This window comes from Chryseobacterium sp. Leaf201, assembly GCF_001421435.1.
In the GTDB taxonomy this organism is placed as follows: domain Bacteria; phylum Bacteroidota; class Bacteroidia; order Flavobacteriales; family Weeksellaceae; genus Chryseobacterium.
In genome coordinates this window covers 1-22,163 of sequence record NZ_LMKA01000071.1, presented here as the reverse complement: position 1 = coordinate 22,163, position 22,163 = coordinate 1, and the positions used below count along the sequence as shown (strand labels likewise).

At 39.3% G+C, this 22,163-nt stretch carries 16 protein-coding genes; 1 reads left to right on the top strand and 15 read right to left on the bottom strand.

Annotation, left to right across the window (positions count from 1 at the left end):
* Positions 1–154 precede the first annotated feature (154 nt).
* On the top strand, positions 155–553 hold the full coding sequence (locus tag ASE55_RS10220; protein WP_056218794.1) for an immunity 22 family protein: 399 nt from the start codon (positions 155–157) through the stop codon (positions 551–553).
* A gap of 755 nt (positions 554–1,308) precedes the next feature.
* Here the strand turns inward: ASE55_RS10220 and polA are convergent.
* The 15 genes from polA to ASE55_RS20315 form a co-directional block, all read right to left on the bottom strand.
* Entirely contained in the window at positions 1,309–4,146 is a 2,838-nt protein-coding gene (gene polA, locus ASE55_RS10215; RefSeq protein ID WP_056218826.1) for a DNA polymerase I, read from the bottom strand.
* Between the two features lie 277 nt (positions 4,147–4,423).
* Entirely contained in the window at positions 4,424–4,774 is a 351-nt protein-coding gene (locus tag ASE55_RS10210; protein WP_056218791.1) for an immunity 51 family protein, read from the bottom strand.
* Between the two features lie 220 nt (positions 4,775–4,994).
* A complete protein-coding gene (tssD, locus tag ASE55_RS10205) occupies positions 4,995–5,405 on the bottom strand; it encodes a type VI secretion system tube protein TssD (protein ID WP_082474480.1) in 411 nt (136 codons plus the stop codon).
* A 293-nt stretch (positions 5,406–5,698) separates the two neighbouring features.
* The gene (locus ASE55_RS10200; protein WP_056218785.1) at positions 5,699–6,775 is read right to left on the bottom strand and encodes a DUF2931 family protein; all 1,077 of its coding nucleotides are present in this window, start codon (positions 6,773–6,775) and stop codon (positions 5,699–5,701) included.
* Positions 6,768–8,396, bottom strand: coding sequence for a T6SS phospholipase effector Tle1-like catalytic domain-containing protein (locus ASE55_RS10195; protein WP_056218782.1), 1,629 nt, complete (start codon positions 8,394–8,396; stop codon positions 6,768–6,770). The genes ASE55_RS10200 and ASE55_RS10195 overlap by 8 nt, the downstream gene beginning before the upstream one ends.
* A 2-nt stretch (positions 8,397–8,398) precedes the next feature.
* On the bottom strand, positions 8,399–10,336 hold the full coding sequence (locus ASE55_RS10190; protein ID WP_056218779.1) for a type VI secretion system Vgr family protein: 1,938 nt from the start codon (positions 10,334–10,336) through the stop codon (positions 8,399–8,401).
* 38 nt (positions 10,337–10,374) lie between these two features.
* Complete coding sequence (locus tag ASE55_RS10185; RefSeq protein ID WP_056218776.1) at positions 10,375–11,250, bottom strand: lytic transglycosylase domain-containing protein; 876 nt, start codon at positions 11,248–11,250, stop codon at positions 10,375–10,377.
* A gap of 76 nt (positions 11,251–11,326) precedes the next feature.
* On the bottom strand, positions 11,327–13,822 hold the full coding sequence (locus ASE55_RS10180; RefSeq protein WP_056218773.1) for an ATP-dependent Clp protease ATP-binding subunit: 2,496 nt from the start codon (positions 13,820–13,822) through the stop codon (positions 11,327–11,329).
* 643 nt (positions 13,823–14,465) lie between these two features.
* A complete protein-coding gene (locus ASE55_RS10170) occupies positions 14,466–14,774 on the bottom strand; it encodes a hypothetical protein (protein WP_056218767.1) in 309 nt (102 codons plus the stop codon).
* Positions 14,775–15,347: 573 nt separating this feature from the next.
* Positions 15,348–15,731, bottom strand: a complete 384-nt coding sequence (locus ASE55_RS10165) for a carboxypeptidase regulatory-like domain-containing protein (protein ID WP_056218765.1) — start codon at positions 15,729–15,731, stop codon at positions 15,348–15,350.
* Complete coding sequence (locus ASE55_RS10160; protein ID WP_056218761.1) at positions 15,728–17,215, bottom strand: hypothetical protein; 1,488 nt, start codon at positions 17,213–17,215, stop codon at positions 15,728–15,730. Before ASE55_RS10160 ends, ASE55_RS10165 begins: the two co-directional genes overlap by 4 nt.
* A gap of 2 nt (positions 17,216–17,217) precedes the next feature.
* The gene (locus tag ASE55_RS10155) at positions 17,218–19,152 is read right to left on the bottom strand and encodes a type VI secretion system Vgr family protein (RefSeq protein ID WP_056218758.1); all 1,935 of its coding nucleotides are present in this window, start codon (positions 19,150–19,152) and stop codon (positions 17,218–17,220) included.
* Positions 19,153–19,352: 200 nt separating this feature from the next.
* Positions 19,353–19,757 (bottom strand): type VI secretion system tube protein TssD, encoded by a 405-nt coding sequence (gene tssD / locus ASE55_RS10150; protein ID WP_056218755.1) that lies wholly within the window; start codon positions 19,755–19,757, stop codon positions 19,353–19,355.
* 197 nt (positions 19,758–19,954) lie between these two features.
* On the bottom strand, positions 19,955–20,911 hold the full coding sequence (locus ASE55_RS10145; protein WP_056218752.1) for a hypothetical protein: 957 nt from the start codon (positions 20,909–20,911) through the stop codon (positions 19,955–19,957).
* Between the two features lie 346 nt (positions 20,912–21,257).
* Positions 21,258–22,163, bottom strand: a 906-nt coding sequence (locus tag ASE55_RS20315; protein WP_056218749.1) for a hypothetical protein, incomplete at its 5' end; no start/stop codon positions are given.

Sequence of the window (22,163 nt, the reverse complement as noted above, 5' to 3'; positions counted from 1 at the left end):
AGGGTTATTTTACCTATACCGTTATATTTTCTGTATTCTTTATCATTTCAAGCGTAATGTATTATTTTGCTGTTATGTTTCTTATGGCGGTTTTAACCCTGGATTACTTTTAAAAATTGTCATAACTTTGGCATTCAAAATAAAGAACTGATCAATGAATACAGATACATTAGATTTTTGGATAGGAAATTTCAACAGTGAAGAAGACTTTTATGATTTTGTGGAGGAAGATGAAAACTATTATCTTCTGGAAGAATCTGATGACACCTATATTTCAAAATTTGCCGAATCTCAGGATACCGTTTGGCTGGACCATGACTTTGTAGAATATGGTTTTGAAGACGGTGACCGGACGTTTTATGAAAAGTTTTCAGACTATTCATTTGCGGAACAGTGGCTGCCTATTTTGCTGAACCGGATCAATGAACTCAATCTTAAATCTGACATCAATTCAATTATCTTTTTAAACAGAGGTCAGGTTCCGAAGCCTGTTTCCGTAGAGAATGAAGCCTTTTCTCTGGTGTATATGGGAGGGATTGAGTTTAGTGTTTAAATTTTCTCAGTCTGAAATTACCAACAATATATTATTCTTGCCTAATTCATAAACTTATTAGAATGATTTCTAAAAGATTACTGCTTTTCAGCAGCACGATATTAATACTAACATTAACCTCACATATTGTAAGTGATTATTTCATTAATTATCCAATGAATTTCTATTGGTAAAATGTATTGGATAACAGCGGTTGGATGATACTTTTTATAATTTGGGAATTATTGCATTGGTTTCATGGCTGATCAGCAAGCTTAGCATTCGAGATTTTAACCCTGTTAATAAATTTCTATGGGTTTTCAGTATTATTTGTGTTTTGCTTCTCTGTTTCATTAACTTCTATTCTTTAAATATGTTTTTAAAACAAAAAAAGAAATAGCTGTTATAATAGAAAGATACAGGCAACAGGCAAAAAAAGACATTAAAAATGACAGCGTTGTATTCAGATTTGCCGGAGGTGTTGGAATTACCGATGGCTTAGACAGAAAAATTGACAGTATCCGGCACCGATATGGAATCCATTAGCAAAATACAGGCTGCACCATTGATGCTATTGAAATCGAGGGGGAGAAAAAGTATGAAGAAACGGTAAAATTGTATCTTAATGAGAAACGGTAAAGATTGGGAAAATAAAATGAATAATGAAATTGATAAACTGAAATAGTAAATTGTCATTTGACTTCATTAAGAATAAAAATAACAAAACTTTCATTTGGTAATGAAAGTTTTGCTTTTAACCTTTAGGATTTAATTGATTAATGTGCTTCCAGCCAGTTATTTCCAACGCCAACTTCCACCAAAAGAGGAACCTGTGTTTCAATTGCATTTTCCATCTCCATTTTAATAATATTGGTGGCAAGCTCGATCTCATCCACCGGAGATTCGAAGACCAGTTCATCATGAACCTGAAGAAGCATTCTGGTGTGCAGTTTTTCTTTTTCCAGTTCTTTCTGAATTTTAATCATGGCCATTTTCACCACATCTGCAGCACTTCCCTGTATCGGAGCATTCACTGCGTTCCTTTCGGCATGGCCCCGCACGACAAAATTTCCGGAATTAATATCTTTTAAATGTCGTTTTCTTCCTAAAATGGTTTCCACATAGCCGATTTCGCGTGCTTTTTTTACCTGTTCAGCCATATATTCCTTTAAATTCGGATAGGTAGCAAAATAGGCTTCAATCATCTGCTTAGCCTCGCTTCTGGACAATCCGGTCTGTTCTGCCAGTGCAAAAGCTCCCTGACCGTAGAGAATCCCGAAGTTGACGGTTTTTGCCTGCCCCCTCTGGGTTTTGGAAACTTCTTCCAGCGGAATGTTAAACAGCCTTGCTGCAGTAGAAGCATGAATATCTTCCCCGCCCTGAAATGCTTTGATCATATTTTCCTCTCCGGAAATTTCGGCAATCAGACGAAGTTCGATCTGTGAATAATCGGCAGAAATGATTTTTTTTCCTTCCCCGGCCACAAATGCTCCACGGATCTGCTGTCCTCTCAGCGTCCGGATGGGGATATTCTGCAGGTTTGGGTTTACGCTTGCCAGACGGCCTGTTGCAGCAGTGGTCTGCGAAAAATTAGTATGTACGCGGTTATCCGTCTTTTCAATCTGTGACGGCAGTGCATCAACGTACGTCGATTTTAATTTCTGATAGGTCCTGTATTCCAGGATATGCTTGATAATTTCATGTTTTGAAGACAGCTTCTGAAGGATATCTTCTGAGGTGGCATACTGACCGGTTTTGGTTTTCTTCGCTTTCGGGTCCAGTTCCATTTTTTCAAACAGGATTTCTCCCAGCTGCTTGGGTGAGTTCATGTTGAACTCTTCTCCGGAAAGCTCAAAAATTTTGGATTCCAGCTGTCTTAAATCATTTTCAAGGTCAATACTTTCCTGGGCCAGCCATTTTTCATCCAGGGAAATCCCTGCAAGTTCCATTTTCGCCAGTACTTCCATTAAAGGCATTTCTATGTTGAAAAAGAGATCTTCCAGGTTTTCTTTTTTCAGCTGCGGCGCAAATAATTCATACAGCTGAAAGGTTACGTCGGCATCTTCAGCAGCATAATCCGTCTGCGTCCTGAGATCCGCATCCCTGAAATTGCCCTGGTTTTTTCCTTTTTTCCCGATGATGGTTTCAATGGAAACGGGTTTATAGCTCAGGTATATTTCTGAAAGGTAGTCCATTCCGTGCCGTCCGTCCGGATTCAGCAGGTAATGGGCAATCATGGTATCGAACATGGCCCCTTTTACCGTAATGTTGTACCGCTGAAGGATTTTGTAATCAAATTTTAAGTTATGGGCGACTTTTACCAGGTCTTCTTTCTCAAAAAACGGCCTGAAAATTTCCAGTGTCTGTAAGACTTCGCTTTGATCCTCCGGTAAAGGGATATAGTATGCCAGCCCTTTTTTGTAAGAGAAACTCATTCCTACCAGTTCGGCTTCCAGCTCGTTAAGCGAGGTGGTTTCCGTATCAAAACAGACTACTTTCTGCTTAAGAAGATTAGTAACCAGCATTTTCTGGGCCTTAGGATTATCCACAAACTGATACAGATGGTCGTTGTGCTCAATGGTGGATTTTGTCGAAGATTCCTGCTCCAGTTCCTCGTAGGTCGCAAAAAGGTCCAGCTGGCCTACGGCCTGTGCCACTTTCTGCTGAGGGGTTTCCGCAGCTTTGATTTCCGCTTCTGCCGATACAGCAGTTCCGGTTGCTGCCGGCGCAAAAGCCCTGTACAGGTTTTCATAGAGTCTTCTGAATTCAATTTCATCGAATACCTCTTTTACTTTTTCAAAATCCGGAGTATCGAGATCATACTGTTCCTGATGGAATTCCACCGGTACATCACAGATAATGGTGGCTAATTTTTTAGATAAAATCCCTCTTTCTGCAGAGGCTTCCACTTTTTCTTTAAGCTTTCCTTTAAGTTCGTGGGTATTCGCTAAAAGGTTTTCAATACTTCCGTATTCTTTAAGGAATTTCATAGCGGTTTTTTCCCCTACCCCTTCAAGCCCCGGAATATTATCCACGGAATCGCCCATCATCGCAAGAAAATCGATTACCTGTTTCGGGTTTTCAATCTGGTATTTGGCTTTTACTTCTTCAACACCGAGGATTTCCACTTCGCTGCCTTTCAGTCCCGGCTTGTATATTTTAATTTTATCCGTAACCAGCTGGGCAAAATCTTTATCCGGCGTTACCATGAAAGTGGTATAACCTTCTTTTTCCGCCTTGCAGGCAATGGTCCCGATTACATCATCCGCTTCATAGCCCGGCACGCCCAGAATAGGGATATGCATGGCCTGCAGAATCCTGTGGATATACGGAATGGCTGCTTTAATGGCTTCCGGGGTTTCGCTTCTGTTCGCTTTATATTCAAGAAAATCTACGGTTCTGATGCTGGCTTCCCCTACATCGAAAACCACAGCCAGATGGGATGGCCTTTCTCTTCTGATGAGCTCAATCAGGGAATTGCTGAATCCGAAAATCGCAGAAGTATCCAGCCCTTTACTGGTAAGCCTCGGATTTCTGATCAATGCGTAATATCCTCTGAAAATCATTGCATAGGCATCAATGAGAAATAGCCTTTTATCTTGTGTCGCGTCCATATTTTTCATAAAGAACAAATATAAGAAATTAGTTTTCTTTTTCCTGAAACTACCTTCGTTCAAAATGGATTTAACCGTTTATTTAACCGGAGGTGTGATAAGAATTTGGTTGAAAGGGCTGGAAAATATTTATGTGAAAGTATAATGTCTGATGAAGCTCATCACCGACTTCATAAAGTTTAAACCAGATGGCTATTGTAGATGGTTATAAATATTTGTTGATTTCTTTAGTACAACAAAAAAGACCTCATTTCTGAAGTCTTTCTATATAATTTTTTTAATCCGGTTCTGCTTTTAAAAATAAATCCTGAATCTGCACTTCGTCTTCACAGGCCTGCTTAAATTCCGTAATAAATTCTTTCAGGCTTTCCGGGTCTGATGAATAGGCACAGAACATATCGGCTTCAGGATCAAATTTAATCTGATCTGAAAGGTCAGGTCTTTTTTCTTCTACAAAGACTTTAGCCAAAGATGCCCAGTCATACCCACTGCCTTCAAAACCTTCGTCTTTTCTCCACTCAAAAATCTCGGGCTTATACGTTCCCGCATTTAAACATACTGAAAAAGTTTTTTCTGAAGCGACCCAGAAGAAGGGCTTAATCGCTGTTTCAAAATTGTAGGCTTCCATACTGTTTTATTAATTTGGATTGATTAATAAAGATAATAAATTTCTGTTTTCACCTGTCATTTTATAACATTTCTTAACTTTTTATGAACTGTTATTGCCTTTATATTCAGCTTATATTTCCAGAGGAGCCGTTTCTTTACAAAAGAAAACAGGACAGTTCACTCTGTATGAGATGAACTGTCCTGTTATGAATTTATTTCTAATATGGTAATTGCGGGTTTTAATTACCGCTGCTTGGCCAAAGACCCTGGTAATTGGAAGTACCGTAATCTATGGTTTCTGCACTTACGATAAAGCTGATCAGCATACTGTTTTCGTCTACTGCATCGAAGTCTACTTCATGCTGGATTACATATCCGTTGTTCCATGTTAAAGTAATTAATGTACCTTCTTCGTGAGACTTATTGAAAGTAATTTCACCGGTGGTAGGCTTATATTTACCGTTCAGTAAACTCTCAAGGATATCTGATTTTTCAGTTGCCTCTACCGTAACTTTAATAATTGCATTGGAAGGATCTGAAGCTACTCTCCCGGATACATCCGTAGATCTGGATACGCTGTAGTTCAGTTTTAATAATTTTTGTCCTTCACCGCCGTTGAATTTTAAGATTCCTCTTGAATTTGCTGCCATAATTGTAAATTTAAATCGTTAATATTTTGTGATTTGGTATATTCTGTATGATTTATTGATTCAAAGATAGACCTCCTTTTTTTACTGTGAAACTATTTATACAGCAATTTCAGTTTTTGTAGTAATTCTACGACTTGGTGTAGTAGTTTTACGATTTTAGAAATATTTTAAACAGAAAACACCTGATAATCAAATATCTAAATCATCGAAAAGCAAAAAAGCAGTATTTAAATTTTACACTTCACCGGGAAATGTAAACTCAGTTTCTGAATTTTCTATATTTAAGAACAATATTATTTGTAAGATTCCCTGAACCTGAAATTACTTTTGTAGATTCTAATGCTGTCTGTGGGAACCGGCTGATTGTTGATCATAATTTCCATACTGTTATTATCCGGGGCTATTTTAAAATCAAGCTTAAAATCTTTACCGGCATTTTTAAACTGCTCATTTACCTTTTCCCAGTTGAAGAATACGCGGCCTTCAAAGGCTTCATCTTTTCCGGTCTCCCAGAAAAAGGCAATTTCTTTGGGAACAGCCCTTGCTTTTACCGGCGGCTTTATGCCCCAGGGGCGCAGCATGATTTCTTTTTCACCGTTATAGTATTCCGGCTGAACCCTGAATAAACGGAACCCTTTGTGCTCTGAGCTGATGAAGGGTGCCCATGAATATACTTTCTGGTAGTTTTTCCATTCCTGCGGTGAAGCATCAGGCATAAACATTTTCTGTTTGATTTCTTCGCGGGTCTGCGAGATTTTAGCGAACATCCTGTCCGCATATTTTTTATCATCTTTTACCACTTCAGCCTGGAATTCGCCCAGCTGTACGGAAACATATCCGAAACGAAACCACACCACTACCATGCCTTTCGGTGCAAAACCGAACGTCAGGGTACCGAAGTTGTAATATGATTTCCCGGACTTATTGTATTTTTCATAGTAATCGGGTTCATCTTTAATGCTGATGAATTCTTTTATAGGCTCATCTGAAGAATCGGATTCGTTGTTGGAATATGCTCTCTGGACCAAAGCCAGTACTTTATCCTTTGGAAAATCTACTTTAAGATGATAAAAGGTGTCTTCATAATTTGAAAAATAGACAATATCAGCTCCGATCGGGGTACCGCCCTGTTCCGTGAATCCTTTTCCGGAATCTCCCCATGTTCCGGATGAGCTTCCGTAAGGCAGATGGGACGGAACTTTTTCCAGCGTCATAATTTCATCTTCTACGGGCGTGACAAGGTAATTATTCCAGGGATGGGAGATCTGTACATCATAACTCGGCATTGGTATTTCTTTTTTCTTCATATCCTGACAATTGATAAGCTGGAGCATTCCCAGTGCAACAATAAAAGCTTTTAGTTTATCCATTTAATATATATCTTTTTCGTTCTGCGGCAGGCCTTGGTCCGGAGACTCCCGGTCCCATCCCGAAAGTATCAAGATTTGCAGACCAGTGCAGGTATAGATTCCTCAGTTTTTTAATATCAATATCCGAATCTAGGTAAGAGTAGTTTTTTGCCTCATTGATATACTGTCCTGCCGAAGGATGCTTCCCGGCATTATAATCATTAACATACTGATTTCTCAGATTGTTGCATTGGGAAATATAATTAGCAGTCAGTTTATTGCTGATTTCCTGAATAAAACCGTCCTTTATCTGCTGACGGCTTACCAAATTTTCGTCATATTTTACATCAAACTGCTTTGAGTAATAAAACATATGCTGCAATGAAACTTTATCATATTCATTGGAGACATTTCTTTTGCCCCAGAGTTTATACATTATGACGGTCACACGGCTTGGTACAACATGGGACTCAATCCAGATCTCACCCGGTTTGAACCATCCTTCATCAATCAGCATATTCCTGAATCTTTCACATTCACTATTGCTGTTGGCTTGCTGGTAAAGCAGCACTTTCTCTTCTGCATTATTTACATAACCGCCCCCGATATCGGAATGCACTCCCGGTAAAGTCAGCTGTAATCCTTTGATCCCGGCACTGTCTATGTTGGTAAGACTGAAATTGTCCCGGTATTCATCCGATGAAGCCAGCTGAAGTACAAAGGAGGCATTTTTCACGGCATTCAGTCCCAGCTGTTTGGAATCATCATCAACAATGCTGAGCCCAAACAGCGATGTTCCTTTGTGGTTAACTCCATAGGAAGCTACCGTATCATATAACCCTACAAAATTGAATCTTACCCGCTTGGTCCTGACTTTTTCATTAAGAAGACAGGCTCCGAAATATCCGTACTGCAGCAAGGGCGAATCCGTTTCATTAATTAAAATATATTGCGAAGGTGCCGGTTCGGCATCAGATTTCTCATAAGCTGCCGGCGGATGAACCAAAATCTGTTTATCAGAAATGATCTGCGAATTGACAGTAGTTCCGGCTATATGCATAAAGTGGCGTGCTGCGGCGGCACCCCGGCTGAATCCGTATACATTAACCGTAAGAACATCAATTTCCTTACCCGGAAATTTTCGCTGGACGGCTTCCGCTCCTTTAACACAGCCTTTCGTGGCTTTGGCTTTTACACCTCTTTCATTGACTCCCATCCCTGCGCCCCGGACCGGCAGGCCCAAGGTATCGTTATCCGATTTAGAATCCACCGTACCGATTCCTTCTACATAATAGGAAACCTGATTCTGGGCATTCGGGTCAATGGCATCATATCCTTTAGCCACGTTGCTGAAATCATTGGCATAGCTTCCCTGGGGAGAGCTCTGGCGGCTTCCGGCCTGCGTATTGGTCTTATTATTCAGGGTACCGTCAAAAAACAGATTAAGCGTAACATCAATGGTATTGACAGGCTTGTCATTGGGATTTATTTTCTGAGCCGGATTGTAGCTTACCCCGGTCTGGTTTCCCTTCTGCTCTACTGAAACGGCACTGTTGTGGCTGATCTCTTCTTTAGCGTAAGTTCTGTAATCACCTCCGGTACGAGTAACCGCCTTGCCTTCTACAAAATACTCAATGCTCATGATTAGTGATTTTTAGATTTCTCCCCACTGTTGTTCTGAACCTCTTTTTCTGCGTGGTGCTCTACTTTGCCTTCGCTGTTGACCTCAACTCCTTTAAGGGAAGTTAATTTATGTTCTTTTTCACCGTATACTTCCATATCCCCTTTTACGTAATGGCTCATTTTTCCGACCACGTTCGTCATAAAATCAGCGCCGGTTGAAAGGTATTTCATGGAGCCTACACTTTCGGTATGATTAACCATAATGGTATCTGATTTATTCATTCCGACATTGGTAGTCATGTTCATCCCGACATTGATATTCATGTTTTTACAGTTCAGCGTCATGGTTTCGGGAGCAGTAATGGTGATATTGCTTCCGGTGGTATCCAGATGGATCTCATTCCCTGATTTATCCGTAATCACAATGCTTTCATCCTCCGTAAACACAACCCTGTGGCCGCTTCTCGTCTGGATAGACTTTACCCGGTTGTCCACGCCGCCGCCAAGGCCTACGCCGCCATGGAACATGCCGCCCATCACAAACGGACGGTCAGGATGGCTGTGCACAAAATTAACCATCACCTGGTCCCCGACTTCCGGAATGGCTACATAGCCCCGGTTCTGGTTTACCTGGTCGGTACCTCCCGCATCAGGGCTCATCATCCTGATAAAATGAGTAGTGTCGTTTGTCTGCCAGTCGAATCTTACCTGCACCCTGCCCTGTCCTTCCGGATCTGTATTTGAGATCACCGTAGCAATCTGAGGTTCGGCTTTGGGAACGGTAAATTCAGGCTTGGGTAAAAATCCAGTATCAGAAGCAATGCCTTCAAAACTTCCTGTATAATGGCCGATGGTATCAATTTCGTGTGTGGCTTCCGTTACCATGATCCTTGTAAAATAAGAGGATTCATTGGTGTCCGGCTTACGCATCTGCACATCCACCACACAGCCCGGATGCAGGAACGGAACCGTGGTTGCGCCCGATAATAAGAATACATTGACCGCCTGGCTCCCTGACGCGCTTTTCTGGGAATATTCCACATCCAGATGAGTGGAGGCTTTAACCGGGGCAACCTGTAAGGCCGGGGTTTTATAAATGGAATTGTTATGCGCATAAGCTGTTTTGGCCAGCTCGCCTACATGCTGAACCGGTGTTTCACCCGAGGTCAGCTTCTCGTTTTTACTGCTGTTGTACCCGTAGAACTGAGGTTTCGTATGTACGGCAATCAATTCTACGGAAATATCATTGGCACTGCTTCCATAGGTCAGTTTGATCGGTTTGTTCTGAGGCGGCAGCTTTCCGAAATGAAGGACTTCACCGTCATAAAAGAACTGTTCGCCATAGGCTTCGGCCATCCTTGCCAGGTAATTGTAATGGGTTTCGTCATACTGGCTGCTGTAGATAATCTGGGAATAGTCATTGGTATCCACCCTGACATCAAAACGGCTGGTATCGATCCCCTGTTTAATCACCTCATTGGCAATAATGCCCATATTCACGGGAGTTTCACCGCCGAAGCTCTGGATATGGGGCGCACCGTCAAGCAGAACAGTCGGGCTGTACCCTTTCAGGACAATATTTCCCAGGCTCATCTTTTCCTGGCTGAAACCGACTTTTGTAATAACCCCTACGAATGTCCTTTCCGGGCTGTTATCAATATCTTTATAAGAAATGATGGCAGTAAGCCGTTTTCCCAGAAATTTATTAGCTTCCTCCAAAGTATGAGTCTGACGGTCGCCTAAGGTATCGTGAGCCAGCGTAACACTGAACTCATGGTGTCGCCTCGTGCTTTGGGTTAGTTTGAAGTGTTTGTAGTATTTAATTACTTTTCCTTCTATTACAAGAGAGAGCTTCACCAGCCTGTTGATTCCCGTATGGTGGTTTTCTGACACGCCGTCGGCGTTTTGGGACGGACGGAAAGAAGTGCTGTTCGGTATATTTTGTGATTCTTTTTTCATATTGCCTGTGATTTGAATAGGTTAAAGGATATCTTTTATTATTCTTTCGGTTTTACATTCTGTGGGCTGCTTTCTTTCAGTGATCTGGAAAGTATTTTATTTTTCCTCAGTAAAAAATCGGGCATTACATCTTTGGGAAGGTACAGCGTGCTTTCGCCTTTCTGCTGTAGTTCTTCGGAAATCCCGGGATTCCAGCCAAGGATATTTTTCAGATCAACATCAAGCTCATCCGCAATCACATTCAGGCTGAATCCTGCATTGATATCTGTTTCTGCCATTTCAACATTGTTTTTCCCGCTTCCGCCGTTGACAAAGAAAATGGTATTCATCCTCGAGGAATTGTAGTTGCTTAAAACACTTTGCAACTCTCCGGTTGCATAACATGCATTAAGGTATTTCTTAACATGATTGATGGTTTCTGCCGGAAGGTATTTAGAAAAAATATGGTACTGTGAAGATCCGGCTGCCGTCATGGCTTTTGCAATATTCCCTTCGCCGCAGTTGTAGGCTGCCACTACCGTTACCCAGTTGTTATACTTTTTATAGAGGTGACTGAGAGAAATTGCGGCCGTTTTGGTACTTCGGTAAAGGTCATTCCGGTTCTGTTCGGTAAGCCCGTACTGGTTGGCGTGGGCCGTCATAAACTGCCAGACGCCTACGGCACCTGCTCCCGACGTAATATTTCTGTTGAAATTGGATTCTATCAAAGCAAGGTTCCTCAGATGTCTTGGAAGCCCTTTTTCCACTAAAGAGTACTCAATGAAAGCTACAATATCCTTGTTGGCACGGATAATATTTTTGTATCGTTTTACACTGCTCTCGGAAGTATCGGAAGCTGCAAGGAACTGTGCGTTCATGAAAGATGAAGCCAGAACTATGAGAATCTGAATAATATTTTTAAGTGTCGGTGTCATTATTTCTGATTTGACAAAAACGGCTGATCAGATCAATCAGGTCCATCTGATCAGCCTCCTGTCTTTATTTCTTTTGTTATTCTACTTTCCAGCTCAGTTTGTCTTCTTCTGTATTCCAGTCTGCATGAATGGTCTGTCCGGATTTTACTTCTTCCCTTACAATCATTTTTGAAATCGGCCTTGCCAGCTGGGACCTGATGACCCCGGAAATCTGCCTTGCCCCGTATTTGCTGCTGAATCCGCCTAACGCCAGGTTTTTAACGGCTTCATCACTTATTTTTAAAGTGATTCCCAATCTTGTTAATGAGGTATGGAGCGATTTTAACTGAATATTAAAAATTCTTTCTGCAATAGATTCGGTAATCGGTGCAAAAGGAATAATTTCGGTAATCCTTGCTAAAAACTCCGGCCTGAACCTGCCCGAACCGGACATGATCTGCATTAATGAGGATGATTCCGGGATTTTCCCTTCTTCAAACTGTTTTACGATTTCCTCACTTCCGATGTTTGATGTAAACAGAATCAGGGCATTGCTGAAGTCTCCTTCTTTCCCGAGTTTATCATGAACTTTTCCTTCATCCATAATCTGTAAAAATACATCGAAAACGGAATGATGGGCTTTTTCAATTTCATCGAATAACACCACCGTATAAGGCTGCTGTCTGATTTTATTCACCAGCATCCCTCCTTCTTCATACCCTACATATCCGGGAGGCGCACCATAAAGAAGTGCCGCCGAGTGTTCTTCTTTAAATTCTGACATATCGAAACGGACCATTGCTTTTTCATCGTTGAAAAGAAGCTCTGCCATTGATTTTGCCAGTTCTGTTTTTCCTGTTCCCGTAGGGCCTAAGAGGAAGAATGAACCGATCGGCTGTCCGGGTTTATTCAATCCGCTCCGGTTTTCAACAATAGCATCGGAAAGGATTTTCAATGCATGGTCCTGACCCACCACCCTGTTCATCAAAAGGCCTTCCATGTTCAGGAGCTTTTCTTTTTCCTGAGCCTGGATTTTACCAATCGGAATATTGGTTTTTGCAGCCATTACAGCAGCAAGCTCCAGGCGGTCTACTTTTTCTCTTTTTTTTGATGCATGCTGTAAAAGCTCAGCAAACGTTTCTTCTATTATTTTCTGGATTTCTTCTACCGGCATGGAATTGTCAATCTGTGGCTGCTCACTTAAGGAACCCCACAAAATGGGACTGATTTTATCTCTTAATAAATTATAGTTCCAGATCAGTTCATCTGCTTTGTCTTTGTCATCTAAATATTCTTCATTCTGAAGAGCTTCATAGGTGGTTTTCCAGCTTTCCAGTTCTTTTTCTGAAAGTTCATCCAGCATTTTAATGGCTGCCATGGTCCTGTCTAACAGGTCAATTGCCGCATCCGGCAGCTTTTTGCCTTTTGCATATCTTTTTGCCAGGCGCACGCATTCCGGAAGCGCAGTTTTTTCTACTTCAATGCCGTGGTGCTTTTTATAGCCTTCCAACAGGACATCAATCATTTTAACACAGGTTTTTTCATCCGGTTCATTGACAGTCAACACTTCAAAACGACGGTTAAAAGCCTGCTCAGGCTCGATGATTTTTCTGTATTCTTCCTGCGTGGTTGCCCCGATTACGGTAATTTCCCCTCTTGCGAGCTCAGGTTTTAAGAGGTTGGCCACATTCCCGATGCTTCCTTTTGAATCTAAAAGGGTATGGATCTCATCAATGAAAAGAACGGCTTTTTCAATTTTTTTGCATTCATTGATTACTTTTTTCAGTCGGTCTTCAATTTCACCTTTATACGATGTCCCTGCCAGCAATGCTCCGGTATCCAGCTCTAAAAGGGTGGCATTTTTAAGCATTTCAGGTACATTTCCTTTAATAATCTCTGTCGCAAAACCTTCTACCAGTGCTGTTTTGCCTACTCCCGGCTCTCCGATAATAATTACATTGGGCTTGCTTCTCCTGCAGAGAATTTCCACCAGCATTCTCAGCTCTTTATCCCGTCCGATTATATTTTCCAGCTCGCCTTTTCTCGCCTGAGCGGTCCGGTCTACACAATAGTTTTTAATGGAAGGAAAGGAATTATCAGAATAATCGGAACCGTTTGAAAACAGGGAAGAGAATTCTCCGTTTTCAGAATTTTCATAAGGGGTATCTTTCCTATACAGGTTAAAAATTTCATGTTCCCTGAGCGGCAGTGATTTCAGCTGCTGCAGCGTAAAGGCAACCTGCGGCTTTACAATGGCTGTTAAGATACAGACCGGTGTAATTTCATCCAGACCCAGTTTCAGTCGGATATCATCTGCTTCTTCCACAATACGGTCTACGGCCTCATCTTCTTTCACCTCATCAGGAAGATGGCTGGTTTTGGGATAATCCTCAATCCGCACATCTGCCCATTCATAAAAATACCCAGGATCTTTATCTATGCTTTTTAAGAATTCATTGAGGCCGATATCTTTATGCATTAGCGCCCGTAAGATATGCGGCGCGCCATACGTAGCATTGTAATGTTCTCTTGCAATGGACTGTGCAATATGAAAAAGCTGTTTTACCGTTTCGTTGGTTACTAGTACTCCCATTTATATTCTGTGTTGGTGTTTTGGTGATTGATACCGTTCTGCAGTATCTTACTGTAAATTTATAGATTTATCCTTTAAATTTATTTTAATTTTTTGATAAAAACAGTATCCGGTGTATTATTTATAAATCTGTATTCTAAATTTTCTTCATCATTCCGGAACAGCATCTTTTTTTACAGAGGTTAAGTTCTCAAAATAAATTGTTCCTAAATCGATTGTATCTCTTTTATTATAGTCATCTTTATTATAGTATTTTTTAACATCAATATATTTATAGTTGTTATTCTTTTTCAGAATAAAAACATGTTGCACCATTGTCGACATACTCTTAACATCAGAATAATTGTCTACAAAAAGCCATTGTACAAAAAGGATCCATTATGGTCTGTTCTTATTGTATCCATATTATTGATTGCATATTTACTTACGAAAATCTCGGCTCCGACCATTGGCTTATTATCTGCTTTCGAATGTATTTTTCCTTTAACAGCAGGCATTATGATGTATTTTTTACTGCATCCTATCAACAGCAGAATAATAAAAATCCATAAGAAATTTTTCATGTATTAATTTTTTTCAATTGTGCTCCTGATGAAGTGATCTAAATTCACATAGAATTATAGATTCTTTAATGGCGAAGATATCATGGAATCCTTTCAATAATTATTTTCTTCATATAAAAAATATGGCCATCAAAACATTTTCCGGCCGGCTTACATCCAAACTTTTCCAAGGTATCTGTTTTGTAGCCTTGCTTACTTATAATCAGATCATCGCAGTCTGAGAATGAAAACTCACCATTGTCCTGCGTTAAGATTTTATTGGACGGATTTTGAATATCCTGAACCAGTACATTTCTTAATGGCTTCCGGTTTTCATCATAGATATATCCGTATCTTCTTGAACAGCTAAGTATTGCGATTAAACTTATTATTGATAATAGATATTTCATTGACTTCACCATAATTTCATTGGCTGATTAGCCTTAACCTATTTATTGTTTAGATCTATCGGCTTTGAAGTTTGAAAATCCTTTCTCTGTTTAAATCACATGTATCTTTTTTATTACTTAAAAGAGATAACTGTTATTACTTCCTGCCGCCCCGCCTCTCAGAAGCTTAAGGGTATCAATATGCTTCTTACGATAAACAACGAGATTATTAATCCTTTCTAAGTTTGCCCTTTTTAACTTAAAATAACCTTTACTGTCTGTATAAGAGAAGTTATCTGTATTCTGTTCCAAGACCTTCACATGAGCTAATGAGATATTTCCCCCAATAGATAAAACCGCAATAGCTTTTTTTCACAACAGGTTTACTGCAGCTTAAAAAAATAAATCCGGGCAATATCAAGAATACAAAAATATTTTTCATATTAGTATCGTTAATCAAATAAATGCAATAGTATAACTTATTTCAAGGGCTGCTATATGTAAAATTTATTGTTTGATATATACTTTATCTGACAAATTGTAATTTAAATTCAGCTTAAATCATTTATTGATTTACTGCATTATTTCAATACACTAATTACTTTTTTCTAAAGAGATATTTCCTAAATCAATGGTATCAAGTTTATTGTTTTTTGATTTCTTTAAGTTTCGAACAGTTATCTTCTTCGTTAAATATCCTGATTTTTCAATAAAATAATCAGGTGATACATTAAGCTGATCATGTAAATATTGATATGGCAATTCTAAACCATTAATAAAAAAATTACCTTTAGAATCAGTTATTAAAGTATCAAAGGCATTTGAAGAAGATTTATTAACAAAAACTTTGGCATCTTTAACCGGCTGACTGTTATGAGCATCTATAATATTTCCTTTTACGGCATTATAAATTACATATTTTTTTTCGCTACAATTGACTATTAATAAGAAGCAAAAAATATAAAGTATAAGTTTCATTTTATTCTAATTTTAGTTAGCCAAATTACTTTCAATAAATCAAATTCTGTTATTATTGTTCGTGAAATATCATAATAATCTATATAATATTTCATTAAATCTATTTCACCTGTTTGAGGAATATATGTTGCATCTTCATCAGGATCCTGAATGATCATACTCCAATGTGATGTTCCTTTATGGGTTTTAGAGTATATATGCCCTCCATAGGTAAGCAGAATTTCATGTCCAATTTCATGGGCAGATACCATTTTATAATCTTCCATATTTGCTGTTTCATATTTCCAACCTTTATTTTTAAATCTTTCATGAGTTTTAGGATACTTATTCCAATCATTTCTAAATAAATATCCTTCATAAAAAAATAAAATTCTTGAAGCTTCAAAATTTCTGGATCTTCCTTCTTCACAATTTGTCTGATAAACAATTTCTGGTGCCGCTAATCCCTGCTCATCTACATTTGCATTTACATGTACTTCATAAAAATCAGAAACAATATTTACTCCTTTTCCTATATTTTTGGAATTTCTTGACCAAAACTGATTAATTCCCTGTAATGTTATATCTAATAATTCCTGATATGTTCTTTGTCTTGTTTTTATTGGCGGTTTATTATAAAATGCTAAAGCTTCCTTCGAAATTTTATCCCACGGGCAGCGCTCTACCCAGCGGGTTTCATCTCTTGCACCTTCCAGACGGGATGAACATTCCAGGCCTTCTGCCCCACCATCCTGTAAGTTTACCCGCAGCGTGGTATCTATTCTTTTATTGTTTTTATCAATTTTCACATCTACCCACTGTACCTTGTCATAGTGTGTGGTAAATTCCACTTCTTTGCTTTTCTGTATGCCGTTTTTACTGGCCGTAATCACTGCTTTTAATTTTTTATTATTGAATTTTGAGCTGTCATAAATTCCGTTATTATCAAAACCGTCCCAGAATATAATGTAAGATCCTATTTTAGTATAATCCGAAGATGCGGTGTTATAGGGATCAAAAACACTTTTCCAGTCCCAGACTTTAACAGGCTGCAGCGGTTCATATGCAGGTTTCTTTTTCAGGATATCTTCTGCCAGCAAAGGGAGCCTTCTTGCAGTGACCACAATTTCAGGCAGGTTGGTAATGGCATACAAAGTACTTCCGTCTTCATTTAGCACTTTAAACTCCAGGGAATCTATATTGCTCAGCATCAGGGAGTAATTAAAAACAAAATTGGCATTCTCATAATTCCCTTCAAAATCCAGTATCCCGAAAGGAACTACCGTTGAGAAGCCGCTATCTTTTTTAAGCGAAAAGGAAATCTCAAAATCTTCATTTACGGTACTTCCTTTTCTTTCAAAACTTCCGTAGCTGACACCGCTTCCGGTGCCGTTTTCCCTTATCTCATTGCTGGCATTTGAGACAATTTTCCCTTCAGAAGACATATTATGATCACCTCCTGTTACTTTAAGGTAATTTCCCTGTACGATTCTTGTTCTTGACATGATCAGTAATTTTTACTTTTTTCACCACTGTTGTTCTGAACTTCTTCCTGAGCATTTTTATTGATGTACTTGCTTGATGTAAGATTCATGTCTTCATGTGAAATCTCATTCCGTTCCTTAAGGGTTTCACTGTGCACGTCCCCTTCAATCATTTCCGTGAGCTTTCCGGTAATGAACAGACTGGTATCTCCCAGAACAGAAGTCATTTTCATTGCGCCGACACTTTGCGTGTGGTTCATGGTGATGGCATCCGATTTATTCATTCCTACATTGGTCATCATATTTTCTGCAACATTGATATTCATATTTTTACAGTTCAGCGTCATGGTTTCGGGAGCGGTAATGGTAATGTTGCTTCCGGTGGTATCCAGATGGATCTCATTCCCTGATTTATCCGTAATCACAATGCTTTCATCTTCCGTGAACACAACCCTGTGGCCGCTTCTCGTCTGGATGGATTTTACCCGGTTGTCCACGCCGCCGCCTAAGCCTACACCGCCATGGAACATGCCGCCCATCACGAAAGGACGGTCAGGATGGCTGTGCACAAAATTAACCATTACCTGATCCCCGACTTCCGGGATGGCGACATAGCCCCGGTTCTGGTTTACCTGGTCGGTTCCTCCCGCATCAGGGCTCATCATCCTGATAAAATGGGTGGTGTCGTTTGTCTGCCAGTCGAACCTTACCTGCACCCTGCCCTGTCCTTCCGGATCTGTATTGGAAATAACCGTGGCAATCTGAGGCTCGGCTTTGGGAACGGTAAATTCGGGTTTTGGCAAAAATCCAGTATCAGAAGCAATGCCTTCAAAACTTCCGGTGTAATGGCCGATGGTATCAATTTCATGCGTGGCTTCCGTTACCATGATCCTTGTAAAATAAGAGGATTCATTGGTGTCCGGCTTGCGCATCTGCACATCCACCACACAGCCCGGATGCAGGAACGGAACCGTGGTTGCTCCCGATAATAAGAATACATTGACCGCCTGGCTTCCCGATGCACTTTTCTGGGAATATTCCACATCCAGATGGGTGGAAGCTTTAACCGGGGCAACCTGTAAGGCCGGGGTTTTATAAATGGAATTGTTATGTGCATAAGCTGTTTTGGCCAATTCGCCTACATGCTGGACCGGCGTTTCACCCGAGGTCAGCTTCTCGTTTTTACTGCTGTTGTACCCGTAGAACTGAGGTTTCGTATGTACGGCTTTCAGATCAACCCTGATATTATGGGCACTGCTTCCGTAAATCAGTTTGATCGGTTTGTTCTGAGGCGGGAGCTTTCCGAAATGAAGGACTTCACCGTCATAAAAGAACTGTTCGCCATAGGCTTCAGCCATCCTTGCCAGGTAATTGTAATGGGTTTCGTCATACTGGCTGCTGTAGATAATCTGGGAATAGTCATGGGTATCCACCCTGATATCAAAACGGCTGGTATCGATCCCCTGTTTAATCACTTCATTGGCAATAATGCCCATATTCACGGGGGTTTCACCGCCAAAGCTCTGGATATGGGGCGCACCGTCGAGCAGAACAGTCGGGCTGTAACCGGTTAAAACAATATCTCCAAGGCTCATCCTTTCCTGGCTGAAACCTACTCCTGTAATTACGCCCACAAATGTCCTTTCCGGGCTGTTATCGATATCTTTATAAGAAATAATGGCAGTAAGCCGTTTGCCTAAAAACTTATTGGCTTCTTCAAGGGTATGGGTCTGGCGGTCGCCCAATGCATCGTAGCCTAAGGTAACACTGAATTCATGGTGCCGCCGGGTACTCTGCGTCAGTTTAAAATGCTTGTAATACCTGATTATTTTCCCTTCTATTACAAGGGAAAGCTTCACCAGTCTGTTGATTCCTGCATGGTGGTTTTCTGAAATGCCGTCGGCATTCTGAGACGGGCGGAAATTTGCCCCCTGCATATTTTCGGTTGTAGTTGACATAATTCTGTGATTGTGGTATGAGTAAAGTTAAAAAAAATTATTTAAACGGACCGTCCTGATACAACATCTCTGTTCATTGTATTTTCTGCTGTATTCATAGCTGTTACAGAACATTATAGTATTTCTACAGACAAAAAAAGACTGCCAGTGAAGGACAGTCTTTACCTTTTGTATTGCTCTCAATACCAAAGTTAATTTTTTTAGGTTGACGGCCAAAGTCCTGCGTAAGCGGAATTACCATAGTTAATGGTTTCTGCACTTACAATGAAACTGATCAGCATGCTGTTTTCGTCTACTGCATCAAAGTCTACTTCATGCTGGATCACATATCCGTTCTCCCAGGTCAGAGTAATTAAAGTTCCTTCTTCGTGGGACTTGTTGAAAGTGATTTCGCCGGTAGTAGGCTTATATTTACCGTTCAGTAAACTTTCAAGAATGTCAGATTTTTCCGTAGCTTCCACCGTAAGTTTGATCAGTGCGTTGGACGGGTCTGATGCCACTCTTCCGGAAACGTCTGTAGATCTTGATACGCTGTAGTTCAGCTTTAATAATTTCTGTCCTTCACCGCCGTTGAATTTTAAGATTCCTCTTGAATTTGTTGCCATGATTGTAAATTTAATTGTTAATAATATTTTGTGATTCGATTATTGTATAACAAAGATAAATCGGAATTTTCAGATCCGGAATTTTTTAAATAACAATTTTATTTTTTGTCGTAGTTCTACGATTTGATGTCGTAATTTTACGACATAGGATTTAGCATATGCTTTAAAAGACTCTGTCTTAAACTGTTGGTTATTTCTTATTCAATGGTTATAGAAGTTGAAGTTTTAATATCTTCCCGGGTTACCGTATAACTGACCTCAGCTTTTTTTACCAGGCCAGTTGCGGCCAGAACATTATATTTTCCGTCAAAGGCAATGTGTGGATCAGAATAAAGTATTTCGTTCTGACGAAGGATAATTTCTGCCGGATCGGTCCGGTCTTCTACTTTCTGCATCAGGTCAACCCAAATATTTTCTCCTTCGATAAACTGGCGTAAAAAAGACTTTCCGTTTTTAAATCTGTTTCTTAAAGAGGCAAAACAGAGGTTCATGAAAATATCCTCTTTCATTTTCCTGTCAAATAAATCTCTGTTCATTACGGCGAATTCAAATTCATCAAGGTACATTGCGGCATACGGATCAGGGAACAGATCAAGCAGGCGGTCTTTTATTCTTTCGAAATGATTCCTTGCATTTTCGTTCAACTGTATGTTGAGGATCTCTCCTTTTTCATTTGTGGTGACGATGAAAGGATTAAGGGCACGGATGGATTCGGAAGCCAGATCAGACATCATACTTCCCTTTGCATCAAAAAAATTATTTTTATATACATTGAAAATATGTGATGTCCCTTCTTTTCTCACCCATTTTACCGAGGCCGTATAGGTAAGCCTGGTATTTTTCTTTTCCAGTGCATTCTCCTCAGTTTCATTAATGGTGACCGTGTATATTTTACTGAACTCTTCGGGAGAAAAGGGAATATCCGGATTTAGTTCCGGAGCCTTACAGGGTGCGTCATTCCTGCTGTTGTATTCATGAATGGTTTTAAAGTCAGGAAGCAATAACTTTTTACCGGCAATTATCCTGTCCTTTATAATATCTTCCCGGGCACAATGTGCATTGTGAAATTCTTTGAGGTATTTCGGATTTTCAAGATTAATTTCTTCAGATATGCTCTCCAATGTTTCCCCGGAAAGAATAAAATGAACGGTCATATGTTTTGTTTTTGGCTTTAACCAAATTAATCTAAAAATTCTGTTTTACAAAATAGTTTTCGGATGTATTTATTTTGTTGAAGAAACCGTTATTTTTCGGGAGAAGTTTAACGGAATGAGAATATTCACCTCTTTAAACAAGCCTTTTCTAATCTCTGAATAATTTCTGCGCATTCAGAGTAATCTTTCCTGAACATTTTCATTTCTGCCTTTATCATGTACACTTTTATCTAATTCGATTTGTCATCGGATACAGAAAAGCTTCATTACAGATTCTTTCTAAGATTGGTATATCAGTCGGGATGATGAATTTTATATTTTTATTATCTCAATAGAAAACAATAAATTACATCTCTTTATTTAATACATATCTGTCATTTGGAGGATTAAGCATATAAACTGTATTTCCCATTATATAATATTGTCCGTCAATTTTTGAAATGATATATTCTACAGCATCATCAGTTTTTGATTTCATAATTAATTGATCACCTGAAACCGATTTTATGAAAATATCGGGTACATTATTATCTTCATTATTAATTTTTTCAGTTATCAGAACATCATTTTTATTTAAAATCTTTATAACATAGTCTATATTGTAGTCTCCATCTGTTCTTGTAATCTCAATATCTGCCTTATAATTTCCTATCCATTTGGAAAAATCATTTGATGGAGCTTTTACGTTTACTTTTACTTGCTTCTGATTTTCTATCCCAAAAGTGAAATGCTCTTCTAACCCCACATTTTCTTCAGATAACAATTCAACAGGAATAGGACAATGGTTGATTTTTGTATTTATTGATAACGGTTTTATTTTTAAGTTCTTATTTAATTCAAATTTGTTCGTTATTTTGAAATATGATTTGTGAAGATCAAATATTCCTACAGCGACGCCCTTTTTGTCATTATCAAAATCTACATTTAAGGAATATATATGATTTTCAGGAATCTTTAAAGTATCAGTCAGAATATTATTCTTATTGAAGAAAAGAAGATAATTAGACTTTCTATTTGATTTATTCTGAATAACAATATTTTTCACATAGTAGTTTTCAAAAGCTGTTCCTGAATAATCAGGTTCGAAATAGGTCAGTCCATCAGCCTTAAAAAGTTGATCCAAATTTTTTGAAAGATAAGAATTTTCTTTTACACTACTTTTGTCAATAGTAAATTTACTGTTAATTAAATCCTGAGACTCATATTGTTTACAGCTTATAATAATTAATAATAAAACCTGTAATAATAGTAA

What these genes read in the sequence shown, in the direction of transcription:
- ASE55_RS10220 (WP_056218794.1), top strand. Translation starts at nt 155, where the DNA reads ATGAATACAGATACATTAGATTTTTGGATAGGAAATTTCAACAGTGAA.
- polA (WP_056218826.1), bottom strand. Translation starts at nt 4,146, where the DNA reads ATGGACGCGACACAAGATAAAAGGCTATTTCTCATTGATGCCTATGCA.
- ASE55_RS10210 (WP_056218791.1), bottom strand. Translation starts at nt 4,774, where the DNA reads ATGGAAGCCTACAATTTTGAAACAGCGATTAAGCCCTTCTTCTGGGTC.
- tssD (WP_082474480.1), bottom strand. Translation starts at nt 5,405, where the DNA reads ATGGCAGCAAATTCAAGAGGAATCTTAAAATTCAACGGCGGTGAAGGA.
- ASE55_RS10200 (WP_056218785.1), bottom strand. Translation starts at nt 6,775, where the DNA reads ATGGATAAACTAAAAGCTTTTATTGTTGCACTGGGAATGCTCCAGCTT.
- ASE55_RS10195 (WP_056218782.1), bottom strand. Translation starts at nt 8,396, where the DNA reads ATGAGCATTGAGTATTTTGTAGAAGGCAAGGCGGTTACTCGTACCGGA.
- ASE55_RS10190 (WP_056218779.1), bottom strand. Translation starts at nt 10,336, where the DNA reads ATGAAAAAAGAATCACAAAATATACCGAACAGCACTTCTTTCCGTCCG.
- ASE55_RS10185 (WP_056218776.1), bottom strand. Translation starts at nt 11,250, where the DNA reads ATGACACCGACACTTAAAAATATTATTCAGATTCTCATAGTTCTGGCT.
- ASE55_RS10180 (WP_056218773.1), bottom strand. Translation starts at nt 13,822, where the DNA reads ATGGGAGTACTAGTAACCAACGAAACGGTAAAACAGCTTTTTCATATT.
- ASE55_RS10170 (WP_056218767.1), bottom strand. Translation starts at nt 14,774, where the DNA reads ATGAAATATCTATTATCAATAATAAGTTTAATCGCAATACTTAGCTGT.
- ASE55_RS10165 (WP_056218765.1), bottom strand. Translation starts at nt 15,731, where the DNA reads ATGAAACTTATACTTTATATTTTTTGCTTCTTATTAATAGTCAATTGT.
- ASE55_RS10160 (WP_056218761.1), bottom strand. Translation starts at nt 17,215, where the DNA reads ATGTCAAGAACAAGAATCGTACAGGGAAATTACCTTAAAGTAACAGGA.
- ASE55_RS10155 (WP_056218758.1), bottom strand. Translation starts at nt 19,152, where the DNA reads ATGTCAACTACAACCGAAAATATGCAGGGGGCAAATTTCCGCCCGTCT.
- tssD (WP_056218755.1), bottom strand. Translation starts at nt 19,757, where the DNA reads ATGGCAACAAATTCAAGAGGAATCTTAAAATTCAACGGCGGTGAAGGA.
- ASE55_RS10145 (WP_056218752.1), bottom strand. Translation starts at nt 20,911, where the DNA reads ATGACCGTTCATTTTATTCTTTCCGGGGAAACATTGGAGAGCATATCT.